Annotated in this window: 40 protein-coding genes; 3 read left to right on the top strand and 37 right to left on the bottom strand. The window is 40.4% G+C overall.

Going from position 1 to position 26,667, the window contains the following annotated elements; genetic code table 11:
- Positions 1–275 precede the first annotated feature (275 nt).
- Entirely contained in the window at positions 276–920 is a 645-nt protein-coding gene (locus CBM15_RS12800) for a hypothetical protein (protein ID WP_087617841.1), read from the top strand.
- Between the two features lie 71 nt (positions 921–991).
- Here CBM15_RS12800 and CBM15_RS12805 read toward each other — a convergent pair whose 3' ends face one another.
- A complete protein-coding gene (locus CBM15_RS12805) occupies positions 992–1,672 on the bottom strand; it encodes a KinB-signaling pathway activation protein (RefSeq protein WP_087617842.1) in 681 nt (226 codons plus the stop codon).
- A 148-nt stretch (positions 1,673–1,820) separates the two neighbouring features.
- Between CBM15_RS12805 and gerD the strand changes: the two genes are divergently transcribed.
- Positions 1,821–2,435, top strand: a complete 615-nt coding sequence (gene gerD / locus CBM15_RS12810) for a spore germination lipoprotein GerD (protein ID WP_193433796.1) — start codon at positions 1,821–1,823, stop codon at positions 2,433–2,435.
- Positions 2,436–2,482: 47 nt separating this feature from the next.
- Here the strand turns inward: gerD and CBM15_RS12815 are convergent, their stop codons facing one another.
- The 5 genes from CBM15_RS12815 to CBM15_RS12835 all read right to left on the bottom strand — a co-directional run bounded on the left by CBM15_RS12815 (position 2,483) and on the right by CBM15_RS12835 (position 8,241).
- Entirely contained in the window at positions 2,483–3,538 is a 1,056-nt protein-coding gene (locus CBM15_RS12815) for a P-loop NTPase (protein ID WP_087617844.1), read from the bottom strand.
- Between the two features lie 73 nt (positions 3,539–3,611).
- Positions 3,612–4,325 carry an N-acetylmuramoyl-L-alanine amidase gene (locus CBM15_RS12820; protein WP_087617845.1) on the bottom strand — a complete coding sequence of 238 codons (714 nt, stop codon included), beginning with the start codon at positions 4,323–4,325 and terminating at the stop codon, positions 3,612–3,614.
- A gap of 58 nt (positions 4,326–4,383) precedes the next feature.
- Positions 4,384–6,192: an ABC transporter ATP-binding protein gene (locus tag CBM15_RS12825; RefSeq protein WP_087617846.1), complete on the bottom strand. Its 1,809-nt coding sequence runs from the start codon at positions 6,190–6,192 to the stop codon at positions 4,384–4,386.
- A complete protein-coding gene (locus CBM15_RS12830) occupies positions 6,185–7,924 on the bottom strand; it encodes an ABC transporter ATP-binding protein (protein WP_087617847.1) in 1,740 nt (579 codons plus the stop codon). Before CBM15_RS12830 ends, CBM15_RS12825 begins: the two co-directional genes overlap by 8 nt.
- A gap of 32 nt (positions 7,925–7,956) precedes the next feature.
- Positions 7,957–8,241 carry a hypothetical protein gene (locus tag CBM15_RS12835; protein WP_008406705.1) on the bottom strand — a complete coding sequence of 95 codons (285 nt, stop codon included), beginning with the start codon at positions 8,239–8,241 and terminating at the stop codon, positions 7,957–7,959.
- Between the two features lie 161 nt (positions 8,242–8,402).
- On the opposite strand from CBM15_RS12835, the gene CBM15_RS12840 reads away from it, so the two are divergent.
- A complete protein-coding gene (locus CBM15_RS12840; protein ID WP_087617848.1) occupies positions 8,403–9,440 on the top strand; it encodes a C45 family autoproteolytic acyltransferase/hydrolase in 1,038 nt (345 codons plus the stop codon).
- 68 nt (positions 9,441–9,508) lie between these two features.
- Here CBM15_RS12840 and rpsI read toward each other — a convergent pair whose 3' ends face one another.
- The 31 genes from rpsI to rplB form a co-directional block, all read right to left on the bottom strand.
- A complete protein-coding gene (gene rpsI / locus CBM15_RS12845) occupies positions 9,509–9,901 on the bottom strand; it encodes a 30S ribosomal protein S9 (RefSeq protein ID WP_008406708.1) in 393 nt (130 codons plus the stop codon).
- A 29-nt stretch (positions 9,902–9,930) separates the two neighbouring features.
- Complete coding sequence (rplM, locus tag CBM15_RS12850; RefSeq protein WP_008406709.1) at positions 9,931–10,368, bottom strand: 50S ribosomal protein L13; 438 nt, start codon at positions 10,366–10,368, stop codon at positions 9,931–9,933.
- A gap of 229 nt (positions 10,369–10,597) precedes the next feature.
- Positions 10,598–11,347 (bottom strand): tRNA pseudouridine(38-40) synthase TruA, encoded by a 750-nt coding sequence (gene truA, locus CBM15_RS12855; RefSeq protein WP_087617849.1) that lies wholly within the window; start codon positions 11,345–11,347, stop codon positions 10,598–10,600.
- 12 nt (positions 11,348–11,359) lie between these two features.
- Positions 11,360–12,157, bottom strand: a complete 798-nt coding sequence (locus CBM15_RS12860; protein WP_087617850.1) for an energy-coupling factor transporter transmembrane component T family protein — start codon at positions 12,155–12,157, stop codon at positions 11,360–11,362.
- Positions 12,154–13,026, bottom strand: coding sequence for an energy-coupling factor ABC transporter ATP-binding protein (locus CBM15_RS12865; protein WP_087617851.1), 873 nt, complete (start codon positions 13,024–13,026; stop codon positions 12,154–12,156). Before CBM15_RS12865 ends, CBM15_RS12860 begins: the two co-directional genes overlap by 4 nt.
- Positions 13,002–13,847, bottom strand: coding sequence for an energy-coupling factor ABC transporter ATP-binding protein (locus CBM15_RS12870; RefSeq protein ID WP_087617852.1), 846 nt, complete (start codon positions 13,845–13,847; stop codon positions 13,002–13,004). Before CBM15_RS12870 ends, CBM15_RS12865 begins: the two co-directional genes overlap by 25 nt.
- Positions 13,848–14,289: 442 nt before the next feature.
- Entirely contained in the window at positions 14,290–14,667 is a 378-nt protein-coding gene (gene rplQ, locus CBM15_RS12875) for a 50S ribosomal protein L17 (protein WP_008406715.1), read from the bottom strand.
- A 56-nt stretch (positions 14,668–14,723) separates the two neighbouring features.
- Positions 14,724–15,668 carry a DNA-directed RNA polymerase subunit alpha gene (locus CBM15_RS12880; RefSeq protein WP_008406717.1) on the bottom strand — a complete coding sequence of 315 codons (945 nt, stop codon included), beginning with the start codon at positions 15,666–15,668 and terminating at the stop codon, positions 14,724–14,726.
- 144 nt (positions 15,669–15,812) lie between these two features.
- The gene (gene rpsK, locus CBM15_RS12885) at positions 15,813–16,202 is read right to left on the bottom strand and encodes a 30S ribosomal protein S11 (RefSeq protein WP_008406718.1); all 390 of its coding nucleotides are present in this window, start codon (positions 16,200–16,202) and stop codon (positions 15,813–15,815) included.
- Between the two features lie 26 nt (positions 16,203–16,228).
- Positions 16,229–16,594, bottom strand: coding sequence for a 30S ribosomal protein S13 (gene rpsM, locus CBM15_RS12890; protein WP_008406720.1), 366 nt, complete (start codon positions 16,592–16,594; stop codon positions 16,229–16,231).
- Positions 16,595–16,618: 24 nt separating this feature from the next.
- A complete protein-coding gene (gene rpmJ, locus CBM15_RS12895; protein ID WP_000868344.1) occupies positions 16,619–16,732 on the bottom strand; it encodes a 50S ribosomal protein L36 in 114 nt (37 codons plus the stop codon).
- A 37-nt stretch (positions 16,733–16,769) separates the two neighbouring features.
- Positions 16,770–16,988 (bottom strand): translation initiation factor IF-1, encoded by a 219-nt coding sequence (gene infA, locus CBM15_RS12900; protein WP_008406932.1) that lies wholly within the window; start codon positions 16,986–16,988, stop codon positions 16,770–16,772.
- 413 nt (positions 16,989–17,401) lie between these two features.
- Positions 17,402–18,055, bottom strand: a complete 654-nt coding sequence (locus CBM15_RS12905) for an adenylate kinase (protein WP_087617853.1) — start codon at positions 18,053–18,055, stop codon at positions 17,402–17,404.
- Positions 18,056–18,117: 62 nt separating this feature from the next.
- Positions 18,118–19,413 (bottom strand): preprotein translocase subunit SecY, encoded by a 1,296-nt coding sequence (gene secY, locus CBM15_RS12910; protein WP_087617854.1) that lies wholly within the window; start codon positions 19,411–19,413, stop codon positions 18,118–18,120.
- Entirely contained in the window at positions 19,413–19,853 is a 441-nt protein-coding gene (gene rplO, locus CBM15_RS12915) for a 50S ribosomal protein L15 (RefSeq protein ID WP_008406935.1), read from the bottom strand. The genes secY and rplO overlap by 1 nt, the downstream gene beginning before the upstream one ends.
- Before the next feature lie 33 nt (positions 19,854–19,886).
- The gene (gene rpmD / locus CBM15_RS12920) at positions 19,887–20,066 is read right to left on the bottom strand and encodes a 50S ribosomal protein L30 (RefSeq protein ID WP_008406936.1); all 180 of its coding nucleotides are present in this window, start codon (positions 20,064–20,066) and stop codon (positions 19,887–19,889) included.
- A 14-nt stretch (positions 20,067–20,080) separates the two neighbouring features.
- The gene (gene rpsE / locus CBM15_RS12925) at positions 20,081–20,581 is read right to left on the bottom strand and encodes a 30S ribosomal protein S5 (RefSeq protein WP_008406937.1); all 501 of its coding nucleotides are present in this window, start codon (positions 20,579–20,581) and stop codon (positions 20,081–20,083) included.
- Between the two features lie 21 nt (positions 20,582–20,602).
- Complete coding sequence (gene rplR, locus CBM15_RS12930) at positions 20,603–20,962, bottom strand: 50S ribosomal protein L18 (RefSeq protein ID WP_008406944.1); 360 nt, start codon at positions 20,960–20,962, stop codon at positions 20,603–20,605.
- A gap of 41 nt (positions 20,963–21,003) precedes the next feature.
- Positions 21,004–21,543: a 50S ribosomal protein L6 gene (rplF, locus tag CBM15_RS12935; RefSeq protein WP_087617855.1), complete on the bottom strand. Its 540-nt coding sequence runs from the start codon at positions 21,541–21,543 to the stop codon at positions 21,004–21,006.
- Between the two features lie 31 nt (positions 21,544–21,574).
- A complete protein-coding gene (rpsH, locus tag CBM15_RS12940; RefSeq protein WP_008406947.1) occupies positions 21,575–21,973 on the bottom strand; it encodes a 30S ribosomal protein S8 in 399 nt (132 codons plus the stop codon).
- 30 nt (positions 21,974–22,003) lie between these two features.
- The gene (gene rpsN, locus CBM15_RS12945; RefSeq protein WP_008406949.1) at positions 22,004–22,189 is read right to left on the bottom strand and encodes a 30S ribosomal protein S14; all 186 of its coding nucleotides are present in this window, start codon (positions 22,187–22,189) and stop codon (positions 22,004–22,006) included.
- A gap of 21 nt (positions 22,190–22,210) precedes the next feature.
- Positions 22,211–22,750 (bottom strand): 50S ribosomal protein L5, encoded by a 540-nt coding sequence (gene rplE / locus CBM15_RS12950; RefSeq protein ID WP_008406951.1) that lies wholly within the window; start codon positions 22,748–22,750, stop codon positions 22,211–22,213.
- A 28-nt stretch (positions 22,751–22,778) separates the two neighbouring features.
- Positions 22,779–23,087 (bottom strand): 50S ribosomal protein L24, encoded by a 309-nt coding sequence (rplX, locus tag CBM15_RS12955; RefSeq protein WP_008406953.1) that lies wholly within the window; start codon positions 23,085–23,087, stop codon positions 22,779–22,781.
- 37 nt (positions 23,088–23,124) lie between these two features.
- Positions 23,125–23,493 (bottom strand): 50S ribosomal protein L14, encoded by a 369-nt coding sequence (rplN, locus tag CBM15_RS12960; RefSeq protein WP_008406955.1) that lies wholly within the window; start codon positions 23,491–23,493, stop codon positions 23,125–23,127.
- 46 nt (positions 23,494–23,539) lie between these two features.
- Positions 23,540–23,803, bottom strand: a complete 264-nt coding sequence (gene rpsQ / locus CBM15_RS12965; protein WP_008406957.1) for a 30S ribosomal protein S17 — start codon at positions 23,801–23,803, stop codon at positions 23,540–23,542.
- A gap of 18 nt (positions 23,804–23,821) precedes the next feature.
- Positions 23,822–24,022 carry a 50S ribosomal protein L29 gene (gene rpmC / locus CBM15_RS12970; RefSeq protein ID WP_008406958.1) on the bottom strand — a complete coding sequence of 67 codons (201 nt, stop codon included), beginning with the start codon at positions 24,020–24,022 and terminating at the stop codon, positions 23,822–23,824.
- Positions 24,012–24,446 (bottom strand): 50S ribosomal protein L16, encoded by a 435-nt coding sequence (gene rplP / locus CBM15_RS12975; RefSeq protein WP_008406960.1) that lies wholly within the window; start codon positions 24,444–24,446, stop codon positions 24,012–24,014. The genes rpmC and rplP overlap by 11 nt, the downstream gene beginning before the upstream one ends.
- Position 24,447: 1 nt before the next feature.
- Complete coding sequence (gene rpsC / locus CBM15_RS12980) at positions 24,448–25,104, bottom strand: 30S ribosomal protein S3 (protein WP_008406961.1); 657 nt, start codon at positions 25,102–25,104, stop codon at positions 24,448–24,450.
- Positions 25,105–25,107: 3 nt separating this feature from the next.
- A complete protein-coding gene (rplV, locus tag CBM15_RS12985) occupies positions 25,108–25,452 on the bottom strand; it encodes a 50S ribosomal protein L22 (RefSeq protein ID WP_008406963.1) in 345 nt (114 codons plus the stop codon).
- Positions 25,453–25,474: 22 nt separating this feature from the next.
- Positions 25,475–25,753: a 30S ribosomal protein S19 gene (rpsS, locus tag CBM15_RS12990; protein ID WP_004233637.1), complete on the bottom strand. Its 279-nt coding sequence runs from the start codon at positions 25,751–25,753 to the stop codon at positions 25,475–25,477.
- A 60-nt stretch (positions 25,754–25,813) separates the two neighbouring features.
- Entirely contained in the window at positions 25,814–26,644 is an 831-nt protein-coding gene (gene rplB, locus CBM15_RS12995) for a 50S ribosomal protein L2 (protein ID WP_008406964.1), read from the bottom strand.
- Between the last annotated feature and the right edge of the window lie 23 nt (positions 26,645–26,667).

Below are 26,667 nucleotides of genomic sequence, written 5' to 3' on the forward strand. Positions count from 1 at the left end.
CCAGGATCAAACTCTCCATAAAAGTAGTTTGAAAGCTCATTTGCTTTGCTAGCGATCCAACTTCGTTAGAAGTTGAAATCTATTGTTTGCTTCATTTAAGAAGCTTGTTTCATTAACGTTGCTTGTTCAGTTTTCAAGGTTCATTGTGTTTCGTTTGCCGCTTCATCTCTTGGCGACCTACTTATAGTATCACCCCCTTGTTATATCCGTCAACACTTTTTCATAAGTTTTTTATATAACCGCGTTTAAAACTAATTGAAGGTGGGTAATAAGGTATGTACAAAACGTTGGTATCACTGGTTTTATGCTTATTTCTAGTTTTTATTTATTTTGATGATAAAAATAGTATTTCCCCTGTATTTCAACTAACAGATGCCCCTGCAGTCATTACAAAAGGTCAGTTTGGGCAAAGCTTAATCATTGAGTTAAGTTATTCTCATAAAGGTTTTGAGGACTGGATCGCAAATCTAAGTGAACCATATCCGCTTATATTAGCTGAAAGTGACTGGTTATTACGAAGTCCTGAATTAGTAAAAATACTGAGGGAAAAAAATATTCGTGTCGGATTGCTTGGTTCAAGCAGTGATCAATATGAAGATAAGAACCTATTAAAAAAACAAATCGCAATCTATGAAAAAACATTTTACAAAAAGCCGCTTTGGTTTGCGACAGCGGATTACAAAGTCGATACTTCTATGCAATCAGCTTTGCATGAGCTGGGAATTAACATCGTTGCTCCAACTTATACATTTCCTATAGAAGAAAATAAAATTCCTGAAGGTTCATTTGTAAGTATTCCTTTACATCGAGATAAGGAAGTTTCTTTTGAAGGCATTAATGAATTTATAAAAGCGCATAAATTTGTATCAATTGAACAAAATATATTTGGCTATGAAATTTCTACAAAGCGTTTCCCTTGATATAAGGGAATCTACTATATAACTAAAAAAGGGCTGCCACGAAATTTTTCATTTCTGTGATCGCCCTTTTTTTATGCTTTTGCCGTTTTAGTAGTTTCTTTTCGCGCTTTACGACGCTCTTCCAATCTTTTACGGTCTTCTTCTGATTGTGCGTTGTATTTTGGCAACATTAAAATTTGGTATGCATTAACGGCTACTAATGGGAATAATAAGAGTGCGACATACACATCAATATTATCCTGTCTCCCCATCAATGCGATGATCCATTCCAAAGATGTGATAACAATCATGAAAAACAATGTCGAAATCAATACATGCGGCTTTTGCGTCATTTTGATTTTTTTTATCGCAGTCCATATAGCCGCGCCGACCAGCACTGCAAGTAAGAAGCCATAAATGAACCATTCACCTGCTGCATTTGCGCCTGGTGCAAAACGGAAAACAATAATATCCGCAAGCACAATTATTATTAATAAAATTTGAATCCAATTCCAAAGTGTTAATGATCTAAATATATTGACCCCGACTTGATGTAATGTTAAATAAGCGAAAAAGCCTGCTTGTGCCATTACACTCATCGTCATCCCTAATACGACATTCCAAACTACTGCAGCAAGAAATTCTGAGATTTCTCCATTCGCTAAGTATGGCTGGTAAAAGTCCCAACGAATAATTAACGAGGCAACTGCATTAACTAAACCACCGATTACTAATGCCCAAAAAGCAAACTTCACCCAGTTTCGTATCGTCACGAACAAATTCCCCCATTTTTTAATATATCTTGTATATTTTATCAATTTGATTTGAAAAAAGCGACCTCTCTTAAAAGATGTTACATATAATCAGTAAAATTGTGAACAATAAGCGAAAGCGCATAAATGAAGAAAGGACGTGAGAAAAGTGAAACGTTTAATCATATTAGCCTTTTCCCTCATTCTCCTTGCCGGTTGTAATGATGCCAAATCGACGACATTATCTTATGATGAAGTAAAGAAAATTATGGTCGATGCCATTCAGACAGAGGATGGGAAAAAAGCAATTCGCCAAATGTTTGAAGATAAGAATTTTCGGGAGTTGCTTATTTTAAATACCGAAGAAGTTAAAAAAGCGACTGAAGAGACAATGTTATCAAAAGATGCAATGGATTTTTGGATTAAAACATTCGAAGACCCGAAATTTAAAGAAACATTTGCAAAAAGTATGCAGGATCAGCAGGAAGATTTAATGAAAAATCTACTGAATGACGCGAGTTACCAAGAATCTCTAACGTCTTTCTTCGGTCAGCCAGATATGCAGAAACAGCTTGAAAGCATCATGAAAGGTGCTGTTATGCGAAAAGAGCTGGAGAAAATCGTAATGGAAACAATCGAAAATCCGCTTATGCAGACAAAATGGCAGGAGCTCATTAAGAAAAGCGGCGAAGCATCTTCCGAAAAGGGTTCTGGTTCGGGGTCTGAATCCGGATCTGGCTCAGAGAAAGAAAGCGGCGGCGGGAAAGACAGCGGTGGAGGCTAATAAAAAAACAACCAGTCGTCTCATTGGGACAACTGGTTGTTTTTTTGTTATTTATTTAATTCTGAAATAATTTCTTCAGCAATTTGTAAATAGATTTTACCTGTTGGGTGCGATTCTGCATATACAGAAGGTGCGAAGTCTTCCTCTGTCCAATCTGGTTGTCCTAGCGGAATTTGACCAAGTAATTTTGTGCGCAGTTCATCAGCTAGCTTCGGACCGCCGCCTTGACCAAATACGAATTCTTTTTCGCCTGATTTGCTTTCATACCAAGCCATATTCTCAATAACACCTAGGATTTCATGATTTGTTTGTAATGCCATCGCACCTGCACGGGCTGCTACGAAAGCAGCTGTCGGGTGAGGTGTTGTCACAACAATCTCTTTTGAAGACGGCAGCATTTGGTGAATATCCAGTGCTACGTCTCCCGTTCCTGGTGGTAAATCCAATAGTAGGTAGTCTAAATCGCCCCACTCGACATCACGGAAGAACTGATCCAATACTTTCCCAAGCATTGGTCCGCGCCATACGATAGGTGCATTGTTTTCAACGAAGAATCCCATTGAGATGACCTTTACACCAAGACGTTCCACTGGGTAAATACGGTCCTCTTTTACGACCGGCATTTCTGTTACACCCATCATGTCCGGTACAGAGAATCCATAAATATCAGCATCGATTAATCCGACTTTTTTGCCTAGGCGTGCTAATGCAACAGCCATATTAACAGATACCGTAGATTTCCCTACTCCGCCTTTACCTGATGCAATTGAGATAAACTGTACGCTTGATAAAGGTGATAAAATATCCTGAGCTTCTGCTTCCGTCGCTTGTCCACGGAATGATTGCAGAACTTCTGCAGGTAACTCTTCAAAACGAATCCCAACGGAAGCCGCGCCATTTTCTTTTAGCACTTCAACAATTTTCATTTGAAGTGTCATTTGTTCAGGCGTATTAGTTTTTGCAATTGCAATACGAACACTAACATGCTCTTTTTCTGCTTTAATCGAAACGTTTGTTACACCTTTAGTTTCTGCTAGTGATTTATGTAAAAACGGATCTTGTAGTTCTCCTAACAGTTCTCGGACTTGTTCCTCATTTAACATATCAAACACTCCCCTGAATGAAATTTCCATTGTTAGTATATCATAATCGATTCGTATTGTTATTACATGTTGCCTACTCGTATTTTACGTGAATATAATTTTCAATGCCCCGCGCAATCGCAAAAGCCATTTTCTCCTGGTAGCTGTCATTTGCCAGTAAATCTCGCTCTTCCTCATTACTTAAAAATCCTGTTTCTACTAATACAGCAGGTTTTTCAACCTTCTTTAATAAATACACATTTTTTATCGCCAGTGCTTCGCGATCCGTATTTTCCATTGTCTCTCGAATTGATTGTTGTACAGCCTGTGCGAGCGCCTGACTTTTCTCATGTCCAGTATGATGGTAAAACACTTGTGCCCCTCGCCATTTACTATTTGGGATTGCATTTGCGTGAATCGTAATAAACAGATCCGGTTCATGTGATTCCACTAATGTTTCACGTAGAAAAATGTCCTGCTTTTTACGCTCACGAAGTGTTGGAAATGTCTCACTTGGTGCATGTTCACTTAAAACATCTCCATCCGTTGAACGTGTTAATACTACTTCCGCCCCTAAACGTGTCAATTGACGAGCTACTTTTTTTGTAATTGCCAGTGTCACGTCTTTTTCAATTACCTCTCCATTTGAAGCACCACCATCAATTCCTCCATGACCAGCATCTAACACAATTCTTACCCCACCTAATGGCTCGGGTAAAAAAAATCGCCGGTCGGATGCGTTCGTCTCATATACAACGACAAGCATCGAACAAAAAATTACGAATATTAGTGCAAGCCAACGTTTCAAAAAAAACACCGTCCTTTTTGCCTACTATACGCAAAAGGACGGCGGAATATTCGCCTTATCATTGAGACTGGAGCTGACGTTGTAATGTTGCATAAAAACCTTGTTCATTCATTAAAGAATCATGATTTCCTTGTTCTAAAATTTGACCGTCTTTAATGACAAGGATCTTGTCTGCATTTTCAATTGTTTTAAGACGGTGTGCAATGACAAAGCTTGTTCGCCCTTCCATCAAATTGTTCAAGCCTTTCTGAATATGCACTTCTGTCATCGTATCAACACTTGAAGTTGCTTCATCTAAAATTAAAATGTCCGGATCTTCTAGAATCGCACGGGCAATCGCTATAAGCTGGCGCTGCCCCTGACTTAAATTTAAGCCCCCGCTTGTCAGCACGGTATCGTACTGTTCAGGCAAATACTTAATAAAATTATGTGCATACGCAATTTTTGCTGCTTGTTCAACTTCATCATCCGTTGCATGAAGCTTGCCGAAACGGATATTTTCACGCACGGTTCCTGAAAACAAATAAGTATCCTGCAGCACGACACCCACATGGTCGCGCACGTTCGTCATTCTGTAATGCTGAATTGGTTCGCCGTCCAATAAAATCCGGCCACCTGTCGCATCATAAAATCGTGTTAGCAGCTGAATAATTGTTGTCTTCCCGGAACCAGTCGGACCAACAATGGCAACTGTCTCTCCTGCTTTTGCTTCAAAATCAATTCCGTGCAATACAGGCTTGCCTGTTTCATATGCAAACTGAACATTTTCGAACTTTACATCCCCACTGAACTGTTCTTTCGCTTTTGCATTTTTGATATCCGCTACTTCTTTTGTTTCATCTAACACTTCAAAAACACGCTCTGAACCCGCAATAGCGGATTGGAATGTATTGAGCAGGTTGGATAGCTGATTGATTGGCCGGAAAAACTGACGGGTATACGTAACGAATGAAGCAATTACACCGATTGTCAGTCCGCTTGTGACAGCCATAATGGCACCTGCGCCAATAACAAGGCTTAATCCAAAGTTATTCATAAAGTTATTGATCGGACCCATGAAGCCTGAAATAATATCGGCTCGCATCGCTGAACCGCGCAATTGCTCATTGGCTTCTTTGAACTCAGCAAGCGTTGATTTTTCCTGCCCGAAAAGTGTGATAATATCCGCATTCGAAATGGTTTCCTCAATATAACCATTTAAATTGCCCAGATCCCGTTGACGTGCCTTATAGTTCACGCTGCTTCGTTTAATAATCTGCTTTGTCGCATAAACGATAAGCGGAATAATAATGAGCGTTACTAGTGCTAATCGCCAATCTAAATAAAAGAGTGCAAAGGCCGTCCCCACAATCGTTAAAAAACTTGAAACAATTTGTATGACACTTTGGGACAATGCCGCATTTAAATTTTCGATATCATTGGTCATCCGGCTCATTAAATCGCCCTGCTGTTTTTTATCATAAAAGGCGAGCGGCAGTGACTGGTACTGCTCAAACAGCTGTTGACGCAACCGGCGAATGGTCTTCTGTGAAACACGAATCATGACAAATGTTTGAAGCCAAGTGAGTACGGACGATGCGATATAGACCCCTGCCAAAATAAGTGCCATGCGAATCGCCCCAGGCACATCGAGCTTCACAATATAATCATCGATCGTTTTTCCGATTAAAAATGGTCCGACTAAACTTAATAGTGTACTAATAATAACGAAAATTACGACACTGATCAGCTCTACCTTTTGAACACGTAAATAGCTCCAAATCCGAAGCAGTGTTTCCTTTTGATTTTTTGGCTTCACAACTGGACCAGTAAATCGCCCACCTGGATGCCTCATTGGTACAGGCGGTTCCCCTTGTTGTTTATTCACTTAAGGTCACCCCTTTTTCTGCCTGTGTTTTTGCCATTTCTTGATACAATATACTTTCCAGCAATAGTTGCTCATGTGTTCCTTGTGCAGCAATTTTCCCGTCGTCCATTACAAGTATTTGATCGGCATGGCGAATAGAAGAGATTTTCGACGAAACAATCACTTTTGTAGCATCACTGAACTGTTCTTCAATCGCCCGTTGAATCGTTTTTTCAGAAATACTGTCAACCGCACTTGTCACATCATCCAAAATTAAAATACTCGGTTTCCGGATAAAGGATCTCGCCATTGCCAAACGCTGCTTTTGCCCACCGGACAAGTTTGTCGCCCCTTGTGTGAGCAAATATTCTGTCCCTGCATCCAGCTTGTCGACAAATTCCTTTGCGTTTGCTGACTGCAATGCCTGTACAATTTCCTCTGACGTTGCATCGGATTTACCGTAGCGCAAGTTGTCGGCAATCGTTTTCGAAAACAATGTGGCTTTTTGCGGGGAAAAACCGATTGACTGTCGTAAATGTTCCAATGAATAGCTGCCAATTGGCACTCCGTCTATTTTTACGCTGCCACTGTCAGGATCAAACAGGCGTGGAATCATTTTAACTAATGTCGATTTCCCGCTTCCTGTCATTCCGATAATGCCGACTGTTTCTCCAGCATTCACGTGGAAGCTAATATTTTTCAACACGGATTCTGTTTCTTTTAAATAGGAGAAGCTTACATTTTCGAAACTAATACTTCCCTGAATTTCTTTTATCTCTGGTTTTAAAGGGCTCGTTAAGTCTGTTTTCTCTTCCAGCACTTCTACAATTCTCCCCGCGCTTGGTATTGCACGTGCCAGCTGTACAAGTACCATTGATGAACTCATCAGCCCCTGCATGACCATCATTAAATAGTTGATAAAGGCAAGAATAACCCCTACTTGCAACGTGTTGTTATCCACTTTGATCGCACCCATCCAAAGTGCTGCTACAATGCCTAAGTTCACGACAAACATCGTAAGCGGTGCGAGTACACCTATAATTTGATCGGCTGCCATACTGCGTTTCATCAGCTGTGTATTCACTTCGGTAAACTGTTCAATTTGGTGATTTTTCCTGTTGTATGCCTTAATGACTCGAATACCTGCCAAATTTTCCTGAACTTTCGTGTTTACCATATCGACAACCTTCTGCACTTTATGAAAAAGCTTTCCTGAAAGTGCCGTAAAATAATACATGCAAAATGCCAAAATCGGAACCACGACCAATAAAATCGGAAATAGCTCGCGCGCTGTAATAAAGACAATGACAATGGCCCCGATAAACATCATTGGTCCACGGACAAATACTTTCAATAACATCGTCAATGCCCGCTGAAGCATTTCCATATCACTCGTTAAATTTGTAACAAGCTTTCCGAGCGTAAATTTATCTTTACTGCTATTTGAAAAATACGTAATCGTTTCATATAAATCCTGCCGTAGATCGGTTGAAAAGTTTACGGCCGTCCGTGATGCATAAATCGAACACCCTATCCCGCCAATTAAGCCGATTAAGGATGTCGCTATCATTAAGCCAAACATTTTCACAATATATGACGTATCATTTTGAGCGATCCCATCATCAATAATATGCTGTAATATTGTAGGCTGCAGTAAATCCATACTTACCTCAATAACCATCATTACAGGAGCGATGATCGCAAATAATATATATGGCTTAATATATTTTGAGAGTTTCCATACTGCTTGCATTAAACAAGTTCACTTCCTTATGTTGTGAAAAATTATTCCTCTTCTGTTGCTTGTGCTTCTTCCAACAATTCATTCAGCTGAAACAAGCCGACAAAATCATTCATAATTGCTTCAGTTGCTTTCAATTCCCCTGCAATGACAGGATGAATCGATTTCAATTCCGAGGACTCCAGCTGTTGTTTCAATGTTGAGCGCTTCATTTCGAGTTGGCGATAAAACTCCAATGCACGCCCGCGCCGGAATGTTTGTGCACCCTTTGAACGGCGACTACCATGTTCTCCTTCGCCTCGATGTCTCCCTCTGGTTTCAGACCTCATATTTTTAACCCCATCCTTTTTGAATACCATTGTATACTAATGTATACAAAAATACTACCACTAAAGTATTTAGGAAGAGTACTTTATTCAAATCCTTTTATTTTGTTTGTTCATTAAAAATCGTTACTATGAAAAAAACAGATTCATTAAAGGAGTACATCATGAAAAACGTGACGAGCGATATTATCCAATTTAGAGGATCGCATTATGAGTTCGGTGTCTACCAAGGAGAGCTCTTAAATAATTCGCCTCTTTTTTATAATAGAGAAAGACTTTATAAACAATTGGATCATAGGTTTTCTATAGATAAAACATATGTTAAGCAACTTTTAACCCGGTTCGGTCCAGGAATTGAAGAGGAAATAGAAGGTCTTACTTATGCACTTGGTTATAAGGAAGAACAGGCTTTACTGCATTATGGAGGCTATTATGCAGCACATAAAAAAAGCGGCTGCTCTATTACGACAAACCTATCTTATATGATCCGCAACTATGACAATGACCCCCAAACTTACGATGGGCGTTTTGTGTTATATGCCCCAACTGATGGTGGCTACGCGACACTCGGACCTTCTATGCAAATTACAGGACGTATGGATGGAATGAATGAAAAAGGGCTGGTTGTCGGTTATAACTTTGTAAATACGAAAAACAGGGCGGATGGCTTTGTGTGCAATATGATTGGACGTCTATTATTGGAACGTTGCGCGAATGTTGAAGAGGGCATTTCATTACTAAAGAATATTCCCCATAAGCATTCATTTAATTATGTATTACTTGATGCAGACCAAATGATGGTGGCAGTAGAAGCATCCCCGCGCAATATTGCCGTTCGGGATGCAACAGCCTGCACGAATCACTTTAAAGTTCTGATAGAAGAAAACCGTTACCGAACAGAGGATTCATTAGCGCGCGAACATATTATTTCGAATGCCCAGGCAAATCCACTTGCTTTTGAAAATGCGTTTAAATTAATGAACGGTATCGAAAACGGTGTCTTTGCTACAAAATACGGAGCATGGGATGGTACTCTCCATACGGTTGGCTATGTTCCAACTGAAGGTAAATGTGTTTTTGCTTTAGGTGGAGATGCGTTGCCTGTAGTCATTGACTTTAAATCGTGGCTAAGGGGAAATCATTTGCCTCTCACAAAAATTAAAGGAAAACTGCATTCAACATTTGGCTTTGCCAATGAATAAAAAAAACCCTTTCTCGGAAAAATTCCAAGAAAGGGTTTTGTAATTTCGCAAAATAGTAATCGTAAAGATTAACGTTTTGAGAACTGAGGTGCACGACGAGCGCCGCGTAGACCTGGTTTTTTACGTTCTTTCATACGTGAATCACGAGTTAATAGACCCGCTGATTTTAAAGCTGGGCGGAAGTCTGGATCAACTTGTAATAATGCACGTGCGATACCGTGACGGATTGCTCCAGCTTGACCTGTGAATCCACCACCGTTTACGTTAACGTGAACGTCATATGAACCTTTAGTTTCTGTAGCTACTAATGGTTGGTTGATAATTAAGTGTAAAGTTTCGTATGGTAGGTAATCTGCAACATCACGGTTGTTGATTACTACTTTACCTTCGCCTGGTACTAAACGTACGCGAGCAGTTGAGCTTTTACGGCGACCTGTGCCGATGTATTGTACTTGTGCCAAAGTTATTTCCTCCTATTATAGTTTATTGATTAACCACGTAACTCGTAAGCTTCTGGTTTTTGTGCAGCATGTGGATGTTCAGAACCAGTGTAAACGTTCAATTTAGAGAACATTTGACGACCTAAAGAGTTCTTTGGAAGCATACCTTTAATTGCTAATTCAAGCATTTGAGTTGGGTATTTTTCCTTCATTTCACCAGCTGTACGTTGTTTTAAACCACCAGCGAACTGAGTGTGACGGTAGTAAATTTTCTTTTGTAATTTGTTACCTGTTAACTCAATTTTATCAGCGTTGATGATGATCACATGATCTCCTGTATCAACGTTTGGTGTGAAAGTTGGTTTATGTTTACCGCGTAAGATAGAAGCTACTTCAGAAGCTAAACGACCTAACGTTTGGCCTTCTGCGTCAACTACTAACCATTTACGTTCTACTTCTTGACCTTTAGCCATGAAAGTTGTGCGCATGTTTGTATCCTCCTAATCGATATGAATTACCGTTATTTTTCATTATATACACTTTATAAGTTTCGGGGCTTATTTTTGTGGTGGTAATGAAAATACCATACATCATCATATACTGGATCGCGTTTAAAGTCAAGATATTTAATTGAACACCTGGAGAGGTTGTTAACCCTTTTCACAAGCCGATTTCTCTCGGATTTTATAGAGAAACGGAAAAGTTTTTCAAAAAAAATCACAAATCTTGATAAAAAACTTGTTCTAAATAAAGACCATGTGCTGGTGCTGTTTTACCTGCTTGTGCACGGTCCATCGAAGCAATCGTCTTTTCTAATGAAGAAGCTTCTCTTCGTCCAATGCCAACTTCCCATAATGTACCTGCAATGATCCGCACCATATTATATAAAAAGCCGTTGCCGCTAATTGTCATATGCAGCTCTTCCCCTTGCCAGACAAGTTCCAGCGTTTCAACCGTACGTACTTTGTCTACAACACTCGTATTCGCCGCGCAGAAACAGCTGAAGTCATGTGTCCCGACAATTGCTTGTGCGGCTTCACGCATTGCTTCTACATTCGGCTTAATTCCACTTGTCTCGACTGTATAATGCCTTCTAAATGGGCTTTGAACAGTGCTGCAATCCCAAATATATCGGTAACGCTTGCCTGATACATCATAGCGGGCATGAAAGTCTTCCTTTACTTGCTCCATGTGGAGTACACGAATATCACGCGGCAATTGGACATTTAATGCCTTTTGAAATTTCTCGGGCGGAATCTCTAGAGCTGTATCAAAATGTATAACCTGACCCGTTGCATGGACACGCGCATCTGTACGGCCACTTGCTGTAATTTTAACTTGTGTCCCTTTTTGCATTGTTGTTAATACTTTTTCGATTTCAAGCTGTACTGTACGTTCACCCGGCTGCACCTGATAGCCAGCAAAGCCGGTACCGTCATAGCTAATCGTTGCTTTTAATCTCACCATATCTTTACTCCTCTAACTGCGCAGCATCCATAACAGGACGCCCAATAATACAAGTACAACTAAAATAGCTGTATCTCTAACCATCCACTTTAGCTGACGGTATTTCGTACGCCCTTCGCCTCCACGGTAGCCGCGCACTTCCATTGCAGTGGCTAAATCTTCCGCTCGTTTAAATGCACTGACAAAGAGCGGTACTAACAATGGCACGACCGCCTTTAGACGATCTTTAATTGGTCCTGCACTTAAATCTGAACCGCGAGCCATCTGTGCTTTCATAATTTTATCTGTCTCATCCATTAATGTTGGAATGAAACGTAAAGAAATCGACATCATTAGTGCAAGCTCATGAACAGGCAGCTTTACCTTTTTAAACGGATCGAGCAGTACTTCCAGACCATCCGTAATTGAAATAGGGGAAGTCGTTAACGTTAAGATCGATGTCATAAATACTAGCATTAAAAAGCGCATTGATATGAACATCCCTTGTCGTAAGCCTTCTTCATATATTTTCATAAAGCCAAGATCAACTAATACAGGTCCTTCCCTCGTCATAAACAAATGCAAAATCAAAGTAAAGAGCATTAAGAATATGACAGGTTTTAAGCCGTTGATTAAAAAATAAAGGCGTATTCTCGACAGTAAAATAACGAGTAATGTAAACGCCAAAAGCATCGCATAGGTTACCACATTATTGGCAAAAAAGACTACGATAATAAATGCAAAAACAAAAAGCAGCTTTGAGCGCGGATCGAGCTTATGCACAAATGAATTCCCTGGTATATAGCGCCCAAAAATCATTTTTTCCATCATTGCTGTTCACGCCCCTTTGGAATGGCCTGTCCTATTTCTACGGCAAGCTCTTCTTCAGTTAAGCATACTTTTGCTAACGTTTTACCCATCATCTTCTCCACCTGATGCTGAAAACGAACAATACGTGGCGGCTCCAGACGGAATTGGGCAAGCGTTTGACGATCGCTGAAAATCGTACGCGGATCTCCAGTTAACACACACCGTCCTTCATGCATAATCGCAACCGAATCCGCATAGCGTGCTGCATCTTCCATACTATGTGTTACAAGTATCGTTGTTAAACCGCGCTCTTTATGTAGCGTATAAAATAAGTCCATAATTTCCTTTTGACCACGTGGATCAAGACCCGCTGTTGGCTCATCCAAAACGATTACTTCAGGATCCATTGCCAGTACACCCGCAATGGCAACACGGCGCATCTGTCCACCTGATAGGTCAAATGGGGATTTGTCCAATATTTCTTCCGGCAACCCTACTAACGAAATCAGCTCACGGGCTCGTTTTTCCGCTTCTTCTTCAGACACCCCAAAATTCATCGGACCAAACATAATATCCTTTAATACGGTTTCCTCAAAAAGTTGGTGCTCAGGAAACTGGAACACGATGCCTACTTTTTGACGCACTGTTTTTAAATCTTTTGCCTTTTTTCCGGCTTCAATGATTCGGTCCCCGATTTTCACTGTACCGCTCGAAGGTTTTAATAATCCATTAAAGTGAAGGAGGATTGTTGATTTCCCAGAACCTGTATGTCCGATAATCGCCTGAAATGTTCCACTTTTAATTGTTAAGTCAACCTCATGTAAAGCTTGCTTTTCAAATGGAGTGCCTTTTGCATAGGCATAGCTTACTTGTTGAAGTTGGATGTCCATAAGTCATTCACCAGCTCTTCTTCTGTCATATGTTGTCCTACAAGTTGTACACCTTGTGCTTGCAACAGCTTCGTCATTTTCATCGCAAACGGCATATCCAAACCAAACTGTACGAGATCATCACCTAAAGCAAAAATCTCTTCCGGCGTTCCCTCAGCGTATTTTTTTCCTGCATTCATAAAAATAATGCGATCGGCCAATAATGCTTCTTCGAGATCATGAGTTATCGCGAGTACCGTAAGTTCAATTTCTTTACGCAATGCTTCCACGATTGTTAACACTTCTTCACGGCCTTGAGGATCCAGCATCGATGTCGCTTCATCCAATATTAATATTTGCGGATGCATCGCTAATGCCCCTGCAATGGCAACACGCTGCTTTTGTCCGCCTGATAAATGATGAGGCTCGTGGTTGATAAAGTCTTCCATCTTTACTTGTCTCAGTGCATTTTGCACACGTTTAACCATCTCTTCATGCGGAACACCGTTGTTTTCCAGCGAGAAAGCTACATCATCCTGCACAGTAGCCCCTACAAACTGATTGTCCGGATTTTGAAAGACTATCCCAATCTGTGATCGAATATCCCATATATTTTCTTCTGTGAGGATTTCACGTTTAATCCGGATTTCCCCTTGCTGTGGCATTAGTAAGCCACTCATCAATTTAGCCATTGTCGATTTTCCGGAACCGTTATGGCCGACAATCGTAATCCATTCCCCTTTATTGATCGTAAAAGAAACATCCTCTACTGCATTGCGTGTATGAGGCTCTTCCGGTGTATAGGAGTAGGTTACTTGATTAAATGATAAAATTTCACTCATGCGCAGCTAATCTCCCCTCTGCTTCGCTATTGTATGACATATTAGTAGTCAGTTTAAATTTCCCAGGAAATGATACCTATATAAAAATAAAGCACGTTTTCAAACAAGTTTTGCGCGAACGGCCACCTCTTTAAACGTACTTTATGTTTGCATATGTATTGGGAATTTAGGGGCTCAACCCTTCATTCCATAAATAAAAAAGCGCGCACCTCATTCAGAGAAATGCGCTTGTCGTTACATTTACAAAATTCGCGGGTGCTCAAGCCCGAGAATCCGTTGAATGAGGTGCGGAGAGCTAAACGAGACGCCAGTATTTACTACCCCGCTCATCATAACGCTCAGCTTAATTATGTCGTATAAATCAATTTTGTTTATATAAAAAAGGGGTGCGGGTTCAACCGGTGAACCGGACACCCCTTTTCCACCTGTATGTTATTAAGAATTAAACTAATTCGATAACTACTACTGGTGCGCCGTCTCCACGACGAGGACCTACTTTAAGAATACGAGTGTAACCACCTTGACGCTCCGCATAACGAGGTGCGATATCGTCAAATAATTTTTGAAGTGCAAAAACAGTTTTTTCTTCTTCGCCTTCTCCAACTGTTACTAGCTCACGACGGATGAATGCTGCTGCCTGACGACGAGCATGTAAATCTCCGCGTTTACCTAAAGTAATCATTTTCTCAACAGCTTTACGAGTTTCTTTAGCGCGCGCTTCAGTAGTTTCGATGCGCTCGTTGATGATTAAATCAGTAGCTAAGTCGCGTAATAATGCTTTACGTTGAGAACTTGTACGACCAAGTTTTCTGTAACCCATGGACGTTTCCCTCCTTTTAAATATATCTGATCTAGCTAAATTTTATAATTTTTCGCTTAGTCTTCTTTACGCAATCCTAAACCAAGCTCTTCTAACTTATGCTTAACTTCTTCAAGAGACTTACGACCAAGATTACGTACTTTCATCATATCGTCTTCTGACTTGTTAGCTAATTCTAGTACCGTATTGATACCAGCACGCTTCAAGCAGTTGTAAGAACGAACAGAAAGATCAAGTTCTTCGATAGTCATCTCTAATACTTTTTCTTTTTGGTCTTCTTCTTTTTCGACCATGATTTCAGCAGTTTGTGCCTCGTTCGTCATGCCAACGAAGATATTTAAGTGTTCAGTTAAAATTTTCGCTCCAAGTGAAATCGCCTCTTTAGGACCGATGCTTCCATCTGTCCATACATCAAGTGATAACTTGTCGTAGTCAGAATTTTGTCCAACACGAGTGTTCTCTACTTGGAAGTTGACGCGTGAAACTGGAGTGTAAATAGAGTCGATCGGGATCACGCCGATAGGAAGATCCTCACGTTTGTTTTGATCAGCAGGAGTATAACCACGGCCACGCTGTGCGTACATACGCATACGTAAATGACCGTTCTTAGCGATTGTTGCGATATATAGATCTGGGTTTAAAATTTCTACATCACTGTCATGTGTAATGTCAGCTGCAGTAACCGTTCCGTCACCTTTTACATCAATCTCAATAACTTTTTCTTCGTCAGAGTAGATTTTTAAAGCTAGCTTTTTCACGTTTAAGATAATCGAAGCGACATCTTCTACAACGCCTTCTACAGTTGAGAATTCGTGTAATACGCCGTCAATTTGAATTGACGTAACAGCAGCTCCAGGTAATGAAGACAGAAGGATACGACGTAGAGAATTCCCCAAAGTATTACCATAACCGCGTTCAAGCGGTTCTACAACAAACTTGCCGTATTTGGCATCTTCGCTAATCTCCACTGTTTCAATCTTTGGTTTTTCAATTTCGATCATTCCAATTTACCCTCCTTCAAAACATCTAATGTATAGGTTCTTATCATCAAGTTGTTAATCTGAGTTAGACTATAAAATGCACAAGACTTTTGTACAAAGTAACATGATGTACGTAGAAGTAATTATACTTCTAAGCTGCACCCATTACACACGACGACGTTTTGGCGGACGGCAACCGTTATGAGGAACTGGAGTAACGTCTTTAATAGCAGTTACTTCTAATCCAGCAGCTTGAAGTGCACGTACTGCAGCTTCACGACCTGAACCAGGACCTTTAACTGTTACTTCAATGTTTTTTAAACCATGTTCCATTGAAGTTTTTGCAGCTGTTTCAGCAGCCATTTGAGCTGCGAATGGAGTTGATTTACGTGAACCACGGAAACCTAAAGCACCAGCTGAAGACCAAGATAATGCGTTACCTTGCATATCAGTGATCGTTACGATTGTATTGTTGAATGTAGAACGGATGTGAGCAACACCAGATTCGATGTTCTTTTTCACACGACGTTTACGAGTTTGTTGTTTACGAGCCATGTTAAGAAGGAACCTCCTTTACTTAATTATTTTTTCTTGTTCGCTACAGTCTTACGTGGACCTTTACGCGTACGCGCATTGTTTTTCGTATTTTGACCACGAACAGGTAAACCACGACGGTGACGGATACCACGGTTTGAAGCAATTTCCATTAAACGTTTGATGTTTAAAGAAACTTCACGACGTAAGTCACCTTCAGTTTTGTATGAATCTAATTGTTCACGAATTTGGTTTAATTGATCTTCTGTTAAGTCTTTAACGCGAGTATTTTCGTCAATACCTGCACCTGCTAATACTTTTTGAGAAGTAGTTTTACCAATACCGTAAATGTATGTTAATGAAATTACAACGCGTTTGTCGCGAGGAATATCAACACCAGCAATACGTGCCATTCGTTAGTGCACCTCCTTGATTAATTATCCTTGTTTTTGTTTGTGTTTAGGATTTTCACAGATTACCATTACTTTACCGCGTCGGCGAATTACTTTACATTTTTCGCAGATCGGTTTCACAGATGGTCTCACTTTCATCTAACCTAACCTCCTTAATAGTCCGGAGTGCAAAAGATTATTTAAAACGGTATGTGATACGACCGCGAGTTAAATCATAAGGAGATAACTCAATAGTAACCTTATCTCCAGGTAGGATACGGATAAAGTGCATACGGATCTTTCCAGATACGTGTGCAAGCACAGTGTGCCCATTTTCTAATTCTACCTTAAACATCGCGTTTGGCAAAGTCTCAAGAACTGTCCCTTCGACTTCAATTACATCGTCTTTCGCCATCTTCTCGACTCCCTTCTATATGCTTATATCAAAAAACTCATGCGAGCTCTTGCAACTGTTTCTCCTAATTAAGAAGCAACTCGTTTCAACATATGGTTTGGATTGCATGAGAGATGTAGAATAAGACGCTCGTCTGGTTTCGCTTCACACAATCCATGGAAACAGTATCCTATAAGGAACCGCATCCTTATGTTAACACGATAGCCGGAATGTCTTGATGAGAGATTCATACCCGTTACACAGATGCTTCCACGAAACCCATTATACGTTACAAAGATGTCATCACACTAATTTAGTGCTCAACCTTTATAGTATATACCGGGCACAATATGCTTTTGCAACTCTCAAAAAATTATGTTTCGTTGTTGCCTCCGCATGACTACCGCGGAAGCTGTCTAGCGCCCGGACGGATATCAGCTGCGGCTGCTCTGCAATAGAGCATCAAGATCAGCAAATACTTTTGAAATTTCTTGCTGTCCATTAATATTTGTAAGTACTCCCTTTGCTTTATAGAAATCAAGTAAAGGTTGTGCTTGGTTCATATTTACTTCCAGACGGTTTGTAACAGTTTCAGGATTATCATCTGCACGCGTGTACAACTCGCCTCCATCTTTATCACAAATGCCATCCACTTTTGGAGGATTAAACACTAAATGATATGATGTACCACAAGTCTTACAAATACGACGACCACTTAAACGTGCGATTAATTCTTCTTTTTCAACTTGAACATTAATTGTATGCTCAACTGGGCGTCCTAATTCTTCAAGGATGCTGTCTAAAGCTTCAGCTTGAGGAACTGTACGCGGGAATCCGTCTAATAAGAAACCTTTTTCGCAGTCTGGTTGTGAAAGACGTTCACGAACAATACCAATCGTTACTTCATCAGGTACTAATGCACCTTGATCCATAAACGCTTTGGCCTGTAAACCTAATTCTGTACCTTCTTTAATAGCGGCACGGAACATATCGCCTGTAGAAATATGAGGGATTGCGTACTTCTCAACAATTTTGTCAGCCTGAGTACCTTTACCGGCACCTGGAAGACCCATTAAAACGATATTCATACGTAATACTCCCCTTTATAGCATAAGCCGGTAAGGAAACGAGAATGTTTCCTAAACCTGCATTATTTCATAAAGCCTTTATAATGACGCTTCACTAATTGAGACTCTAACTGTTTCATTGTTTCAAGTGCAACACCGACTACGATAATCATACTTGTTCCCCCGATTTGAGCCGAAGCTGGCAGGTTCATGAAGTTAATGAATAAAATCGGCATTACTGAAATAACTACTAAGAATAAAGCACCAACTAATGTTAAACGATAAAGAACTTTTGTTAAGTAAGCTTGAGTGTCATTACCTGGGCGAATACCCGGGATATAGGCACCTTGCTTTTTCAAGTTGTCTGCCACATTTTCCGGATTCACCTGAATGAAAGCATAGAAGTATGTGAAGGCGATAATTAAAGCAACATAGATTAACATACCAACAGGTTTAGTATAGTCAAACGTGTTCGTAATAAACGCTGTTACATTATTATCTCCAAAGAATGTTGCTAAAGTTTGAGGTGTAACAATAAACGCAACCGCAAAGATTACCGGAATAACCCCTGCAGCATTTACTTTTAACGGTAAATGCGTTTGCTGTGCACCAACTTTAGGTGAATTCCCAGCAACTCGTTTTGCATATTGGATTGGAATTTTACGCAACGCTTGTTGAATATAAATAACTCCAACGACAACAGCAAGCAGCACTAGAACTAATAGAACTAAAATGGCAATATTGATAAACAATTGCTCGCCAGCCCCATCAATTTGTTGTGCATAGATTTGGTTTACTGCGTTAGGAATCGCAGCTACGATACCAGCGAAGATAATGATAGAAATACCATTACCAACACCATATGCAGTAATTTGTTCAGATAACCACAATATGAATGCTGTACCTGCAGTTAATACGATTGAAATCGTTAAGTATGATTGAATACTAGTATCCGTAATCAATGATCCGCCATAAAATTGGTTAAACCCAAAGCTCATTGCGAAAGATTGAATGAATGCTAATACAATCGTGAAATAACGAGTGAATTGAGCCAACTTGCGTCGACCTACATCACCTTGTTTCGCCCATTCTGCAAACTTAGGAACTACATCCATTTGAAGTAACTGAACAATAATTGAGGCTGTGATGTACGGCATAATCCCCATCGCAAAGATTGAGAAGTTTGCCAATGCACCACCGCCAAACGTATTAAGGAAACCTACTAAGCTGAACTCATCAGTTGCCTTTAATACATCTGCGTTAACATTTGGTACCGGAATGAATGTTCCGAGACGAAAAATGATTAACATTAAAAGTGTGAAGATGATTTTATTTCGTATATCTCGAACGCGCATAAAGTTAGAGATTGTCTGAAACATTAGATCACCTCAGTTGTTCCGCCAGCGTTCTCAATTGCTTCTTTAGCAGAAGCAGAGAATTTGTGAGCCTTAACATTAAGCTTAACGCTTAACGTACCATGACCTAGAATTTTGATTCCAGCTTTTTCGTTGCTCACGATACCAGTTTCTAATAATAATGCAGGTGTTACTTCTGCACCATCTTCAAAACGGTTTAACGCGTCAAGGTTAACGATAGCGTATTCTTTACGGTTAATGTTCGTAAAGCCACGTTTAGGTAAACGACGGAAAAGTGGGTTTTGACCCCCCTCAAATCCTGGGCGAACGCCGCCGCCAGAACGAGCGTTTTGACCTTTATGACCTTTACCAGAAGTTTTACCGTTACCAGAACCGATACCACGACCAACGCGGTTACGTACTTTACGTGAACCTTCTGCTGGTTTTAACTCATGAAGTTTCATTTGGGTGGCACCTCCTTGTTCGTATAATTGAAATTAAATTTCTTTAACAGTAACTAAGTGAGCTACTTTTGTAATCATCCCGCGGATTGCAGCGTTATCAGCTTGTTCCACAGTTTGGTTTAATTTACGTAATCCTAAAGCCTCAACAACTTTACGTTGGTTTGGTTTAGTACCGATGACAGATTTATTAAGGGTAATTTGTAATTTAGCCATTATAATTCCCCCCCTTATCCTAATAACTCTTCCACTGATTTACCACGTAGTTTTGCAACTTCTTCTACGCGTTTTAATTCAGTTAAACCTGCTACAGTTGCACGCACCATGTTGATTGGTGTGTTTGAACCAAGAGATTTTGAAAGAATATCAGTAATACCAGCTAGTTCAAGTACGGCACGTACTGGACCACCAGCGATAACTCCTGTACCAGGAGCTGCAGGTTTGATTAAGATTGAACCTGCACCGAAGCGACCTTGCACTAAGTGTGGAGTAGTTCCACCCACGCGTGGTACTTCGATTAAGTTTTTCTTCGCGTCTTCAACAGCCTTACGGATTGCATCTGGAACCTCTTGGGCTTTACCAGTACCAAATCCTACATGACCATTTTTATCTCCTACTACTACTAGAGCAGAGAAGCGGAAGCGACGACCACCTTTAACAACTTTAGCAACACGGTTAATTGTAACTACGCGTTCTTCAAGTTCTAATTTGTTTGCGTCAATGCGACTCATGAAGTATGTCCCTCCTTCTTATTAAAATTCTAAGCCGTTTTCACGTGCAGCTTCAGCTAAAGCTTTTACACGTCCGTGATATAAGTAACCGCTACGGTCAAATACTACTGTAGTAATATTTTTTTCAGCAGCGCGTTTAGCGATTGTTTCACCGATTTTAGCAGCAGCTTCTACGTTTGCGCCCATACCTTCGAAAGCTTTTTCTTGAGTATTAGCAGAAACTAAAGTTACGCCAGCTACGTCATCGATTAGTTGTGCATAGATGTTCTTGTTAGAACGGAATACGTTTAAACGTGGACGTTGTGCAGTACCCGAAATTTTAGAACGAACACGCCCATGACGTTTTTTACGAACTTGATTTTTATCTTGTTTCGTAATCACAGTGGTCACTCCTTTCAAAAATTAATGCGGTTTATGCCGCATTATTTACCTGTTTTACCTTCTTTACGGCGAACGAATTCACCTTCGTAACGGATCCCTTTACCTTTGTATGGCTCTGGTGGACGTACGTCACGGATGTTAGATGCTAATGCACCAACACGCTCTTTAGAAATACCTTTAACGATGATCTTCGTGTTCGAAGGAACTTCGACCTCTAAACCTTGCTCAGGTGTAAACTCAACTGGGTGAGAGTAACCAACGTTTAGTACAAGCTTAGTACCTTGTAACTGTGCACGGTAACCTACACCGACAAGTTCTAGAGTACGAGTGAAGCCTTCAGAAACACCTGTTACCATGTTAGCTAGTAACGCACGAGTTGTACCGTGGTTTGTACGGTGTTCTTTAGAATCAGAAGGACGAACAACTGATAAAGCGTTGCCTTCTTGCTCGATTTTCATATCTTGGTTGAATTGACGAGTTAATTCGCCTTTAGGACCTTTAACAGTAACAAGATTGTCGGCACCGACTTCGATTGTTACGTTAGCAGGTACCTCGATAACTTTTTTACCTACGCGAGACATTTATATTGCACCTCCGTTCTTTTCTTACTAATTACCAAATGTATGCTAAGATTTCTCCGCCAACTTGTTTAGCGCGAGCTTCTTTGTCAGTTAATAAACCGTTTGAAGTAGATACTAAAGCGATACCAAGACCGTTTAATACTTTAGGTACTTCGTTTGTTTTAGCATATACACGTAAACCTGGTTTAGAAATACGTTTAAGACCAGTGATAACACGCTCGTTCTCTTTACCATATTTTAAGAAAATACGGATGATACCTTGCTTGTTGTCTTCTACATATTCTACATCACGTACGAAACCTTCACGCTTTAAAATTTCAGCGATCTCTTTCTTAACGTTAGAAGCAGGAACTTCTAACTTCTCGTGACGAACCATGTTCGCATTACGAATGCGTGTAAGCATATCTGCAATCGGATCAGTCATTGTCATGAAAATTTACCTCCTTCCCAAATTAGGGGATTACCAGCTGGCTTTTTTAACGCCAGGAATTTGTCCCTTATATGCAAGTTCACGGAAACAAATACGGCAAAGTTTAAATTTGCGGTATACAGAGTGTGGACGGCCACAGCGTTCACAACGTGTATATTCTTGAACTTTAAATTTTTGCGTGCGTTGTTGTTTAACGATCATTGATTTTTTTGCCACGTCTTCGCCCTCCTTATTTTATTACTTTTGGAACGGCATACCGAACTGTGTTAATAACTCGCGAGCTTCTTCGTCAGAATTCGCAGTAGTTACGATCACGATGTCCATACCGCGTACTTTTGAAACTTTATCGTAATCGATTTCTGGGAAAATCAATTGCTCTTTAACACCTAATGTATAGTTACCGCGACCATCGAATGCTTTTTTAGAAACACCACGGAAGTCACGTACACGTGGAAGTGCGATAGAGATTAATTTATCCAGGAATTCATACATACGCTCACCGCGTAATGTAACTTTAGCACCGATCGCTTGACCTTCACGTAAACGGAAACCTGCGATAGATTTTTTCGCTTTAGTTACTACTGGTTTTTGACCAGTAATTATTGTTAATTCTTCTACAGCTACATCAAGAGCTTTTGAGTTTTGAACAGCGTCACCAACACCCATGTTGATTACGATTTTCTCCACTTTTGGAACTTGCATTACTGATTTATATTCGAACTTGCTCATTAGAGCAGGTGAAACTTCATTTGAATACTTTTCTTTTAGGCGGCTCATGTGTGTACCTCCCTTCTCAATTTACTTATTAGTCGATTACTACACCTGATTTTTTTGCAACACGAACTTTTTTGCCATCCTTGATCTCAATACCTACACGAGTCGGCTCGCCAGATTTAGGATCGATTAGCATTACGTTCGAAATGTGGATTGCAGCTTCTTGAGATACAATTCCACCTTGTGGGTTAAGTTGGTTAGGTTTAACGTGTTTCTTAACGATGTTTACACCTTCAACAAGAACACGGTCTTGTTTAGGGAAAGCAGCTAAGATTACGCCTTCTTTACCTTTGTCTTTACCAGTAATTACTTTTACTTTGTCGCCCTTTTTAACATGCATTATGTGTCGCACCTCCTTGATTGGTACTGTCATGAAATTAAAGAACTTCTGGAGCTAAAGAAACGATTTTCATGAAGTTGCCATCACGTAATTCACGTGCAACTGGTCCGAAAATACGAGTTCCGCGTGGTGATTTATCATCTTTGATAATTACGCAAGCATTCTCATCAAATTTAATGTAAGTACCGTCTTTACGACGAGCACCTGATTTTGTGCGAACGATAACAGCCTTAACAACGTCACCTTTCTTGACAACGCCACCTGGTGTTGCTTTCTTAACTGTACAAACAACGATATCTCCGATGTTTGCAGTTTTACGACCAGAACCTCCAAGTACTTTAATCGTTAAAACTTCACGTGCACCTGAGTTGTCAGCAACTTTCATACGACTTTCTTGTTGAATCACTTAGGTTACCTCCCTTCGGAAATATATTTTATTCCGAAATGTGTTATTAAATAATAACCGCTTTTTCTACAACTTCAACTAAACGGAAGCGTTTAGTAGCTGATAGCGGGCGAGTTTCCATGATACGTACGATATCACCGATATTCGCAGTGTTTAGCTCATCATGAGCTTTAAACTTTTTCGAGTATTTTACACGCTTGCCATAAAGCTTGTGCTTTTTATGAGTTTCAACTAATACAGAAATTGTCTTATCCATTTTGTCTGAAACAACACGGCCCGTGTAAACTTTGCGTTGGTTACGCTCAGTCATACTTAAAACCCTCCTTTATCAGTTATTTGCACTGATTTCTCTTTCACGAATCACAGTTTTCATACGTGCAATCGCTTTGCGAACTTCACGGATGCGAGCTGTGTTTTCTAATTGACCAGTCGCCAATTGGAAGCGAAGGTTGAAAAGCTCTTCTTTCAGTGATTTTACTTTTAATTCAATTTCATTAGTGGCAAGGTCACGGATTTCATTAGCTTTCATTAGATTCACCACCAGTTTCTTGACGTTTTACAATTTTACATTTAACAGGAAGTTTATGTGATGCTAAACGAAGTGCTTCACGTGCCACCTCTTCAGATACACCAGCAATTTCGAACATTACTTTTCCTGGTTTTACTACTGCTACCCAACCTTCAGGAGAACCTTTACCAGAACCCATTCGGACTTCTAGAGGCTTTTTCGTGTAAGGCTTATGTGGGAAGATTTTGATCCAAACTTTACCGCCACGTTTCATGTAACGAGTCATTGCGATACGAGCAGATTCGATTTGACGGTTTGTAATCCAAGATGCTGTTGTAGCTTGTAAGCCAAACTCACCAAAAGATACTTCTTTACCGCCCTTCGCTTCTCCACGCATGTTACCACGGTGTTCACGACGATATTTTACGCGTTTAGGTAATAACATATTATTTGCCTCCTTCCACAGAGTTCTTTTTAGTAGGAAGGACTTCACCACGGTAGATCCAAACTTTAACGCCTAGTTTACCGTAAGTAGTATCAGCTTCAGCATGTGCGTAATCAATGTCAGCACGTAATGTATGAAGCGGAACAGTTCCTTCACTATAGTGTTCAGCACGCGCGATATCAGCGCCACCTAAACGACCAGATACTTGTGTTTTAATACCTTTTGCACCAGCGCGCATTGTGCGTTGGATTGATTGTTTTTGAGCACGACGGAATGATACGCGGTTCTCAAGTTGACGAGCGATGTTTTCAGCTACTAATTTAGCGTCAAGATCTGCACGTTTGATTTCAATAATGTTGATATGCACACGTTTACCAGTTACTTCAGTTAAGTGTTTACGTAAGTTTTCAACTTCCGTACCACCTTTACCGATAACCATACCTGGTTTCGCAGTGTGAATAGTGATGTTTACGCGATTTGCAGCGCGTTCGATTTCTACTTTAGATACAGATGCATCTTTAAGTTTAGTTTCGATATATTTACGTACTTTGATGTCTTCGTGTAATAAGTTAGCGTAGTCTTTCTCAGCGAACCACTTTGACTCCCAGTCACGAATAACACCAACACGTAGTCCTATTGGATGTACTTTTTGACCCACGGATTAAACCTCCTTCTTCTCAGATACCACGATTGTAATGTGGCTAGTACGTTTGTTGATTGCCGACGCACGACCTTGTGCACGTGGACGGAAACGTTTTAATGTTGGACCTTCATCAACAAAGATTTCAGATACAACTAAGTTATTAACATCTAACTCATAGTTATGTTCAGCGTTAGCAACTGCAGATTTTAATACTTTCTCAACGACTGGAGACGCCGCTTTTGGAGTATGACGTAAAATTGCAACTGCTTCACCAATTTGCTTGCCTCGGATTAAGTCTACTACTAGACGAACTTTACGAGGAGCGATACGAACTGTACGAGCGATAGCTTTAGCTTGTGTCATTAGGATTTACCTCCTCTCAAAATTAGCGTCTTGTTTTCTTGTCATCTGCACCGTGACCTTTATAAGTACGAGTTGGTGCGAACTCACCAAGTTTATGACCTACCATATCTTCAGTTACGTATACAGGAACGTGTTTACGTCCATCATATACAGCGATTGTTAAACCGATGAAGTTTGGGAAGATAGTAGAACGGCGAGACCAAGTTTTGATAACCTGTTTTTTCTCAGAAGCCTCTTGTGCTTCCACCTTTTTCATTAGGTGGTCATCAACAAAAGGTCCTTTCTTTAAGCTGCGACCCATTTAGGAACCTCCCTCCGTGATACGACCACGGCTCTCGAACTGAACCGTAGTTTTACCACATTATTTTTTACGTCCACGAATAATAAATTTAGATGATTTATTTTTCTTGCTACGAGTTTTGTAACCAAGAGCTGGTTTGCCCCATGGTGTCATTGGAGATTTACGTCCGATTGGAGAACGTCCTTCACCACCACCGTGTGGGTGATCGTTAGGGTTCATTACAGAACCACGTACTGTTGGGCGTTTACCTAACCAACGAGAACGACCTGCTTTACCGATGTTGATAAGTTCGTGTTGTTCGTTACCAACTTGACCGATTGTTGCACGGCAAGTAGCAAGGATTAAACGTACTTCACCAGATTGTAAGCGAACGATTACGTACTTGCCTTCACGACCTAATACTTGCGCAGAAGTACCAGCAGAACGTACTAATTGTCCACCTTTACCAGGTTTCATTTCGATGTTATGGATTGTAGTACCCATTGGAATGTTTGCTAATGGTAATGCGTTACCTACTTTGATATCCGCTTCTGGACCTGAATAAATAGTTTGACCTACTTCAAGACCTTTCGGAGCTAAGATGTAACGTTTTTCACCGTCAGCATAGTTAATTAAAGCGATGTTCGCAGAACGGTTTGGATCGTACTCGATTGTAGCAACGCGTCCTGGAATGCCGTCTTTAAGACGTTTAAAATCGATAACACGGTATTGTTTCTTGTGACCGCCACCGTGATGACGAACAGTAATTTTACCCTGGTTGTTACGACCAGCTTTGCGTTTAGTCGGTTCTAATAAAGACTTTTCAGGTTTATTAGTAGTGATTTCAGCAAAGTCAGAAGACGTCATGTTACGACGACCATTTGAGGTTGGCTTATACTTTTTAATCGCCATTTGTATTCCCTCCTTCTTTAAGG

The organism is Solibacillus kalamii (assembly GCF_002174535.1).
Classification (GTDB): Bacteria; Bacillota; Bacilli; order Bacillales_A; family Planococcaceae; genus Solibacillus; species Solibacillus silvestris.

Bases quoted from the DNA above. Each gene is read 5' to 3' on its own strand.
- CBM15_RS12800 (WP_087617841.1), top strand. From the start codon at position 276: ATGTACAAAACGTTGGTATCACTGGTTTTATGCTTATTTCTAGTTTTT.
- CBM15_RS12815 (WP_087617844.1), bottom strand. From the start codon at position 3,538: ATGTTAAATGAGGAACAAGTCCGAGAACTGTTAGGAGAACTACAAGAT.
- CBM15_RS12830 (WP_087617847.1), bottom strand. From the start codon at position 7,924: ATGCAAGCAGTATGGAAACTCTCAAAATATATTAAGCCATATATATTA.
- CBM15_RS12835 (WP_008406705.1), bottom strand. From the start codon at position 8,241: ATGAGGTCTGAAACCAGAGGGAGACATCGAGGCGAAGGAGAACATGGT.
- CBM15_RS12840 (WP_087617848.1), top strand. From the start codon at position 8,403: ATGAAAAACGTGACGAGCGATATTATCCAATTTAGAGGATCGCATTAT.
- rplM (WP_008406709.1), bottom strand. From the start codon at position 10,368: ATGCGCACAACTTTCATGGCTAAAGGTCAAGAAGTAGAACGTAAATGG.
- truA (WP_087617849.1), bottom strand. From the start codon at position 11,347: ATGGTGAGATTAAAAGCAACGATTAGCTATGACGGTACCGGCTTTGCT.
- CBM15_RS12860 (WP_087617850.1), bottom strand. From the start codon at position 12,157: ATGATGGAAAAAATGATTTTTGGGCGCTATATACCAGGGAATTCATTT.
- CBM15_RS12865 (WP_087617851.1), bottom strand. From the start codon at position 13,026: ATGGACATCCAACTTCAACAAGTAAGCTATGCCTATGCAAAAGGCACT.
- CBM15_RS12870 (WP_087617852.1), bottom strand. From the start codon at position 13,847: ATGAGTGAAATTTTATCATTTAATCAAGTAACCTACTCCTATACACCG.
- rplQ (WP_008406715.1), bottom strand. From the start codon at position 14,667: ATGGGTTACAGAAAACTTGGTCGTACAAGTTCTCAACGTAAAGCATTA.
- CBM15_RS12880 (WP_008406717.1), bottom strand. From the start codon at position 15,668: ATGATCGAAATTGAAAAACCAAAGATTGAAACAGTGGAGATTAGCGAA.
- rpsK (WP_008406718.1), bottom strand. From the start codon at position 16,202: ATGGCTCGTAAACAACAAACTCGTAAACGTCGTGTGAAAAAGAACATC.
- rpsM (WP_008406720.1), bottom strand. From the start codon at position 16,594: ATGGCACGTATTGCTGGTGTTGATATTCCTCGCGACAAACGCGTTGTA.
- rpmJ (WP_000868344.1), bottom strand. From the start codon at position 16,732: ATGAAAGTGAGACCATCTGTGAAACCGATCTGCGAAAAATGTAAAGTA.
- infA (WP_008406932.1), bottom strand. From the start codon at position 16,988: ATGGCGAAAGACGATGTAATTGAAGTCGAAGGGACAGTTCTTGAGACT.
- CBM15_RS12905 (WP_087617853.1), bottom strand. From the start codon at position 18,055: ATGAATATCGTTTTAATGGGTCTTCCAGGTGCCGGTAAAGGTACTCAG.
- secY (WP_087617854.1), bottom strand. From the start codon at position 19,413: ATGTTTCAGACAATCTCTAACTTTATGCGCGTTCGAGATATACGAAAT.
- rplO (WP_008406935.1), bottom strand. From the start codon at position 19,853: ATGAAACTTCATGAGTTAAAACCAGCAGAAGGTTCACGTAAAGTACGT.
- rpmD (WP_008406936.1), bottom strand. From the start codon at position 20,066: ATGGCTAAATTACAAATTACCCTTAATAAATCTGTCATCGGTACTAAA.
- rpsE (WP_008406937.1), bottom strand. From the start codon at position 20,581: ATGAGTCGCATTGACGCAAACAAATTAGAACTTGAAGAACGCGTAGTT.
- rplF (WP_087617855.1), bottom strand. From the start codon at position 21,543: ATGTCTCGCGTAGGTAAAAAAGTTATCGAGGTACCTGCTAACGTAACA.
- rpsH (WP_008406947.1), bottom strand. From the start codon at position 21,973: ATGACAATGACTGATCCGATTGCAGATATGCTTACACGCATTCGTAAT.
- rplE (WP_008406951.1), bottom strand. From the start codon at position 22,750: ATGAGCCGCCTAAAAGAAAAGTATTCAAATGAAGTTTCACCTGCTCTA.
- rplX (WP_008406953.1), bottom strand. From the start codon at position 23,087: ATGCATGTTAAAAAGGGCGACAAAGTAAAAGTAATTACTGGTAAAGAC.
- rpsQ (WP_008406957.1), bottom strand. From the start codon at position 23,803: ATGACTGAGCGTAACCAACGCAAAGTTTACACGGGCCGTGTTGTTTCA.
- rpmC (WP_008406958.1), bottom strand. From the start codon at position 24,022: ATGAAAGCTAATGAAATCCGTGACCTTGCCACTAATGAAATTGAATTA.
- rplP (WP_008406960.1), bottom strand. From the start codon at position 24,446: ATGTTATTACCTAAACGCGTAAAATATCGTCGTGAACACCGTGGTAAC.
- rplV (WP_008406963.1), bottom strand. From the start codon at position 25,452: ATGACACAAGCTAAAGCTATCGCTCGTACAGTTCGTATCGCTCCTCGT.
- rpsS (WP_004233637.1), bottom strand. From the start codon at position 25,753: ATGGGTCGCAGCTTAAAGAAAGGACCTTTTGTTGATGACCACCTAATG.
- rplB (WP_008406964.1), bottom strand. From the start codon at position 26,644: ATGGCGATTAAAAAGTATAAGCCAACCTCAAATGGTCGTCGTAACATG.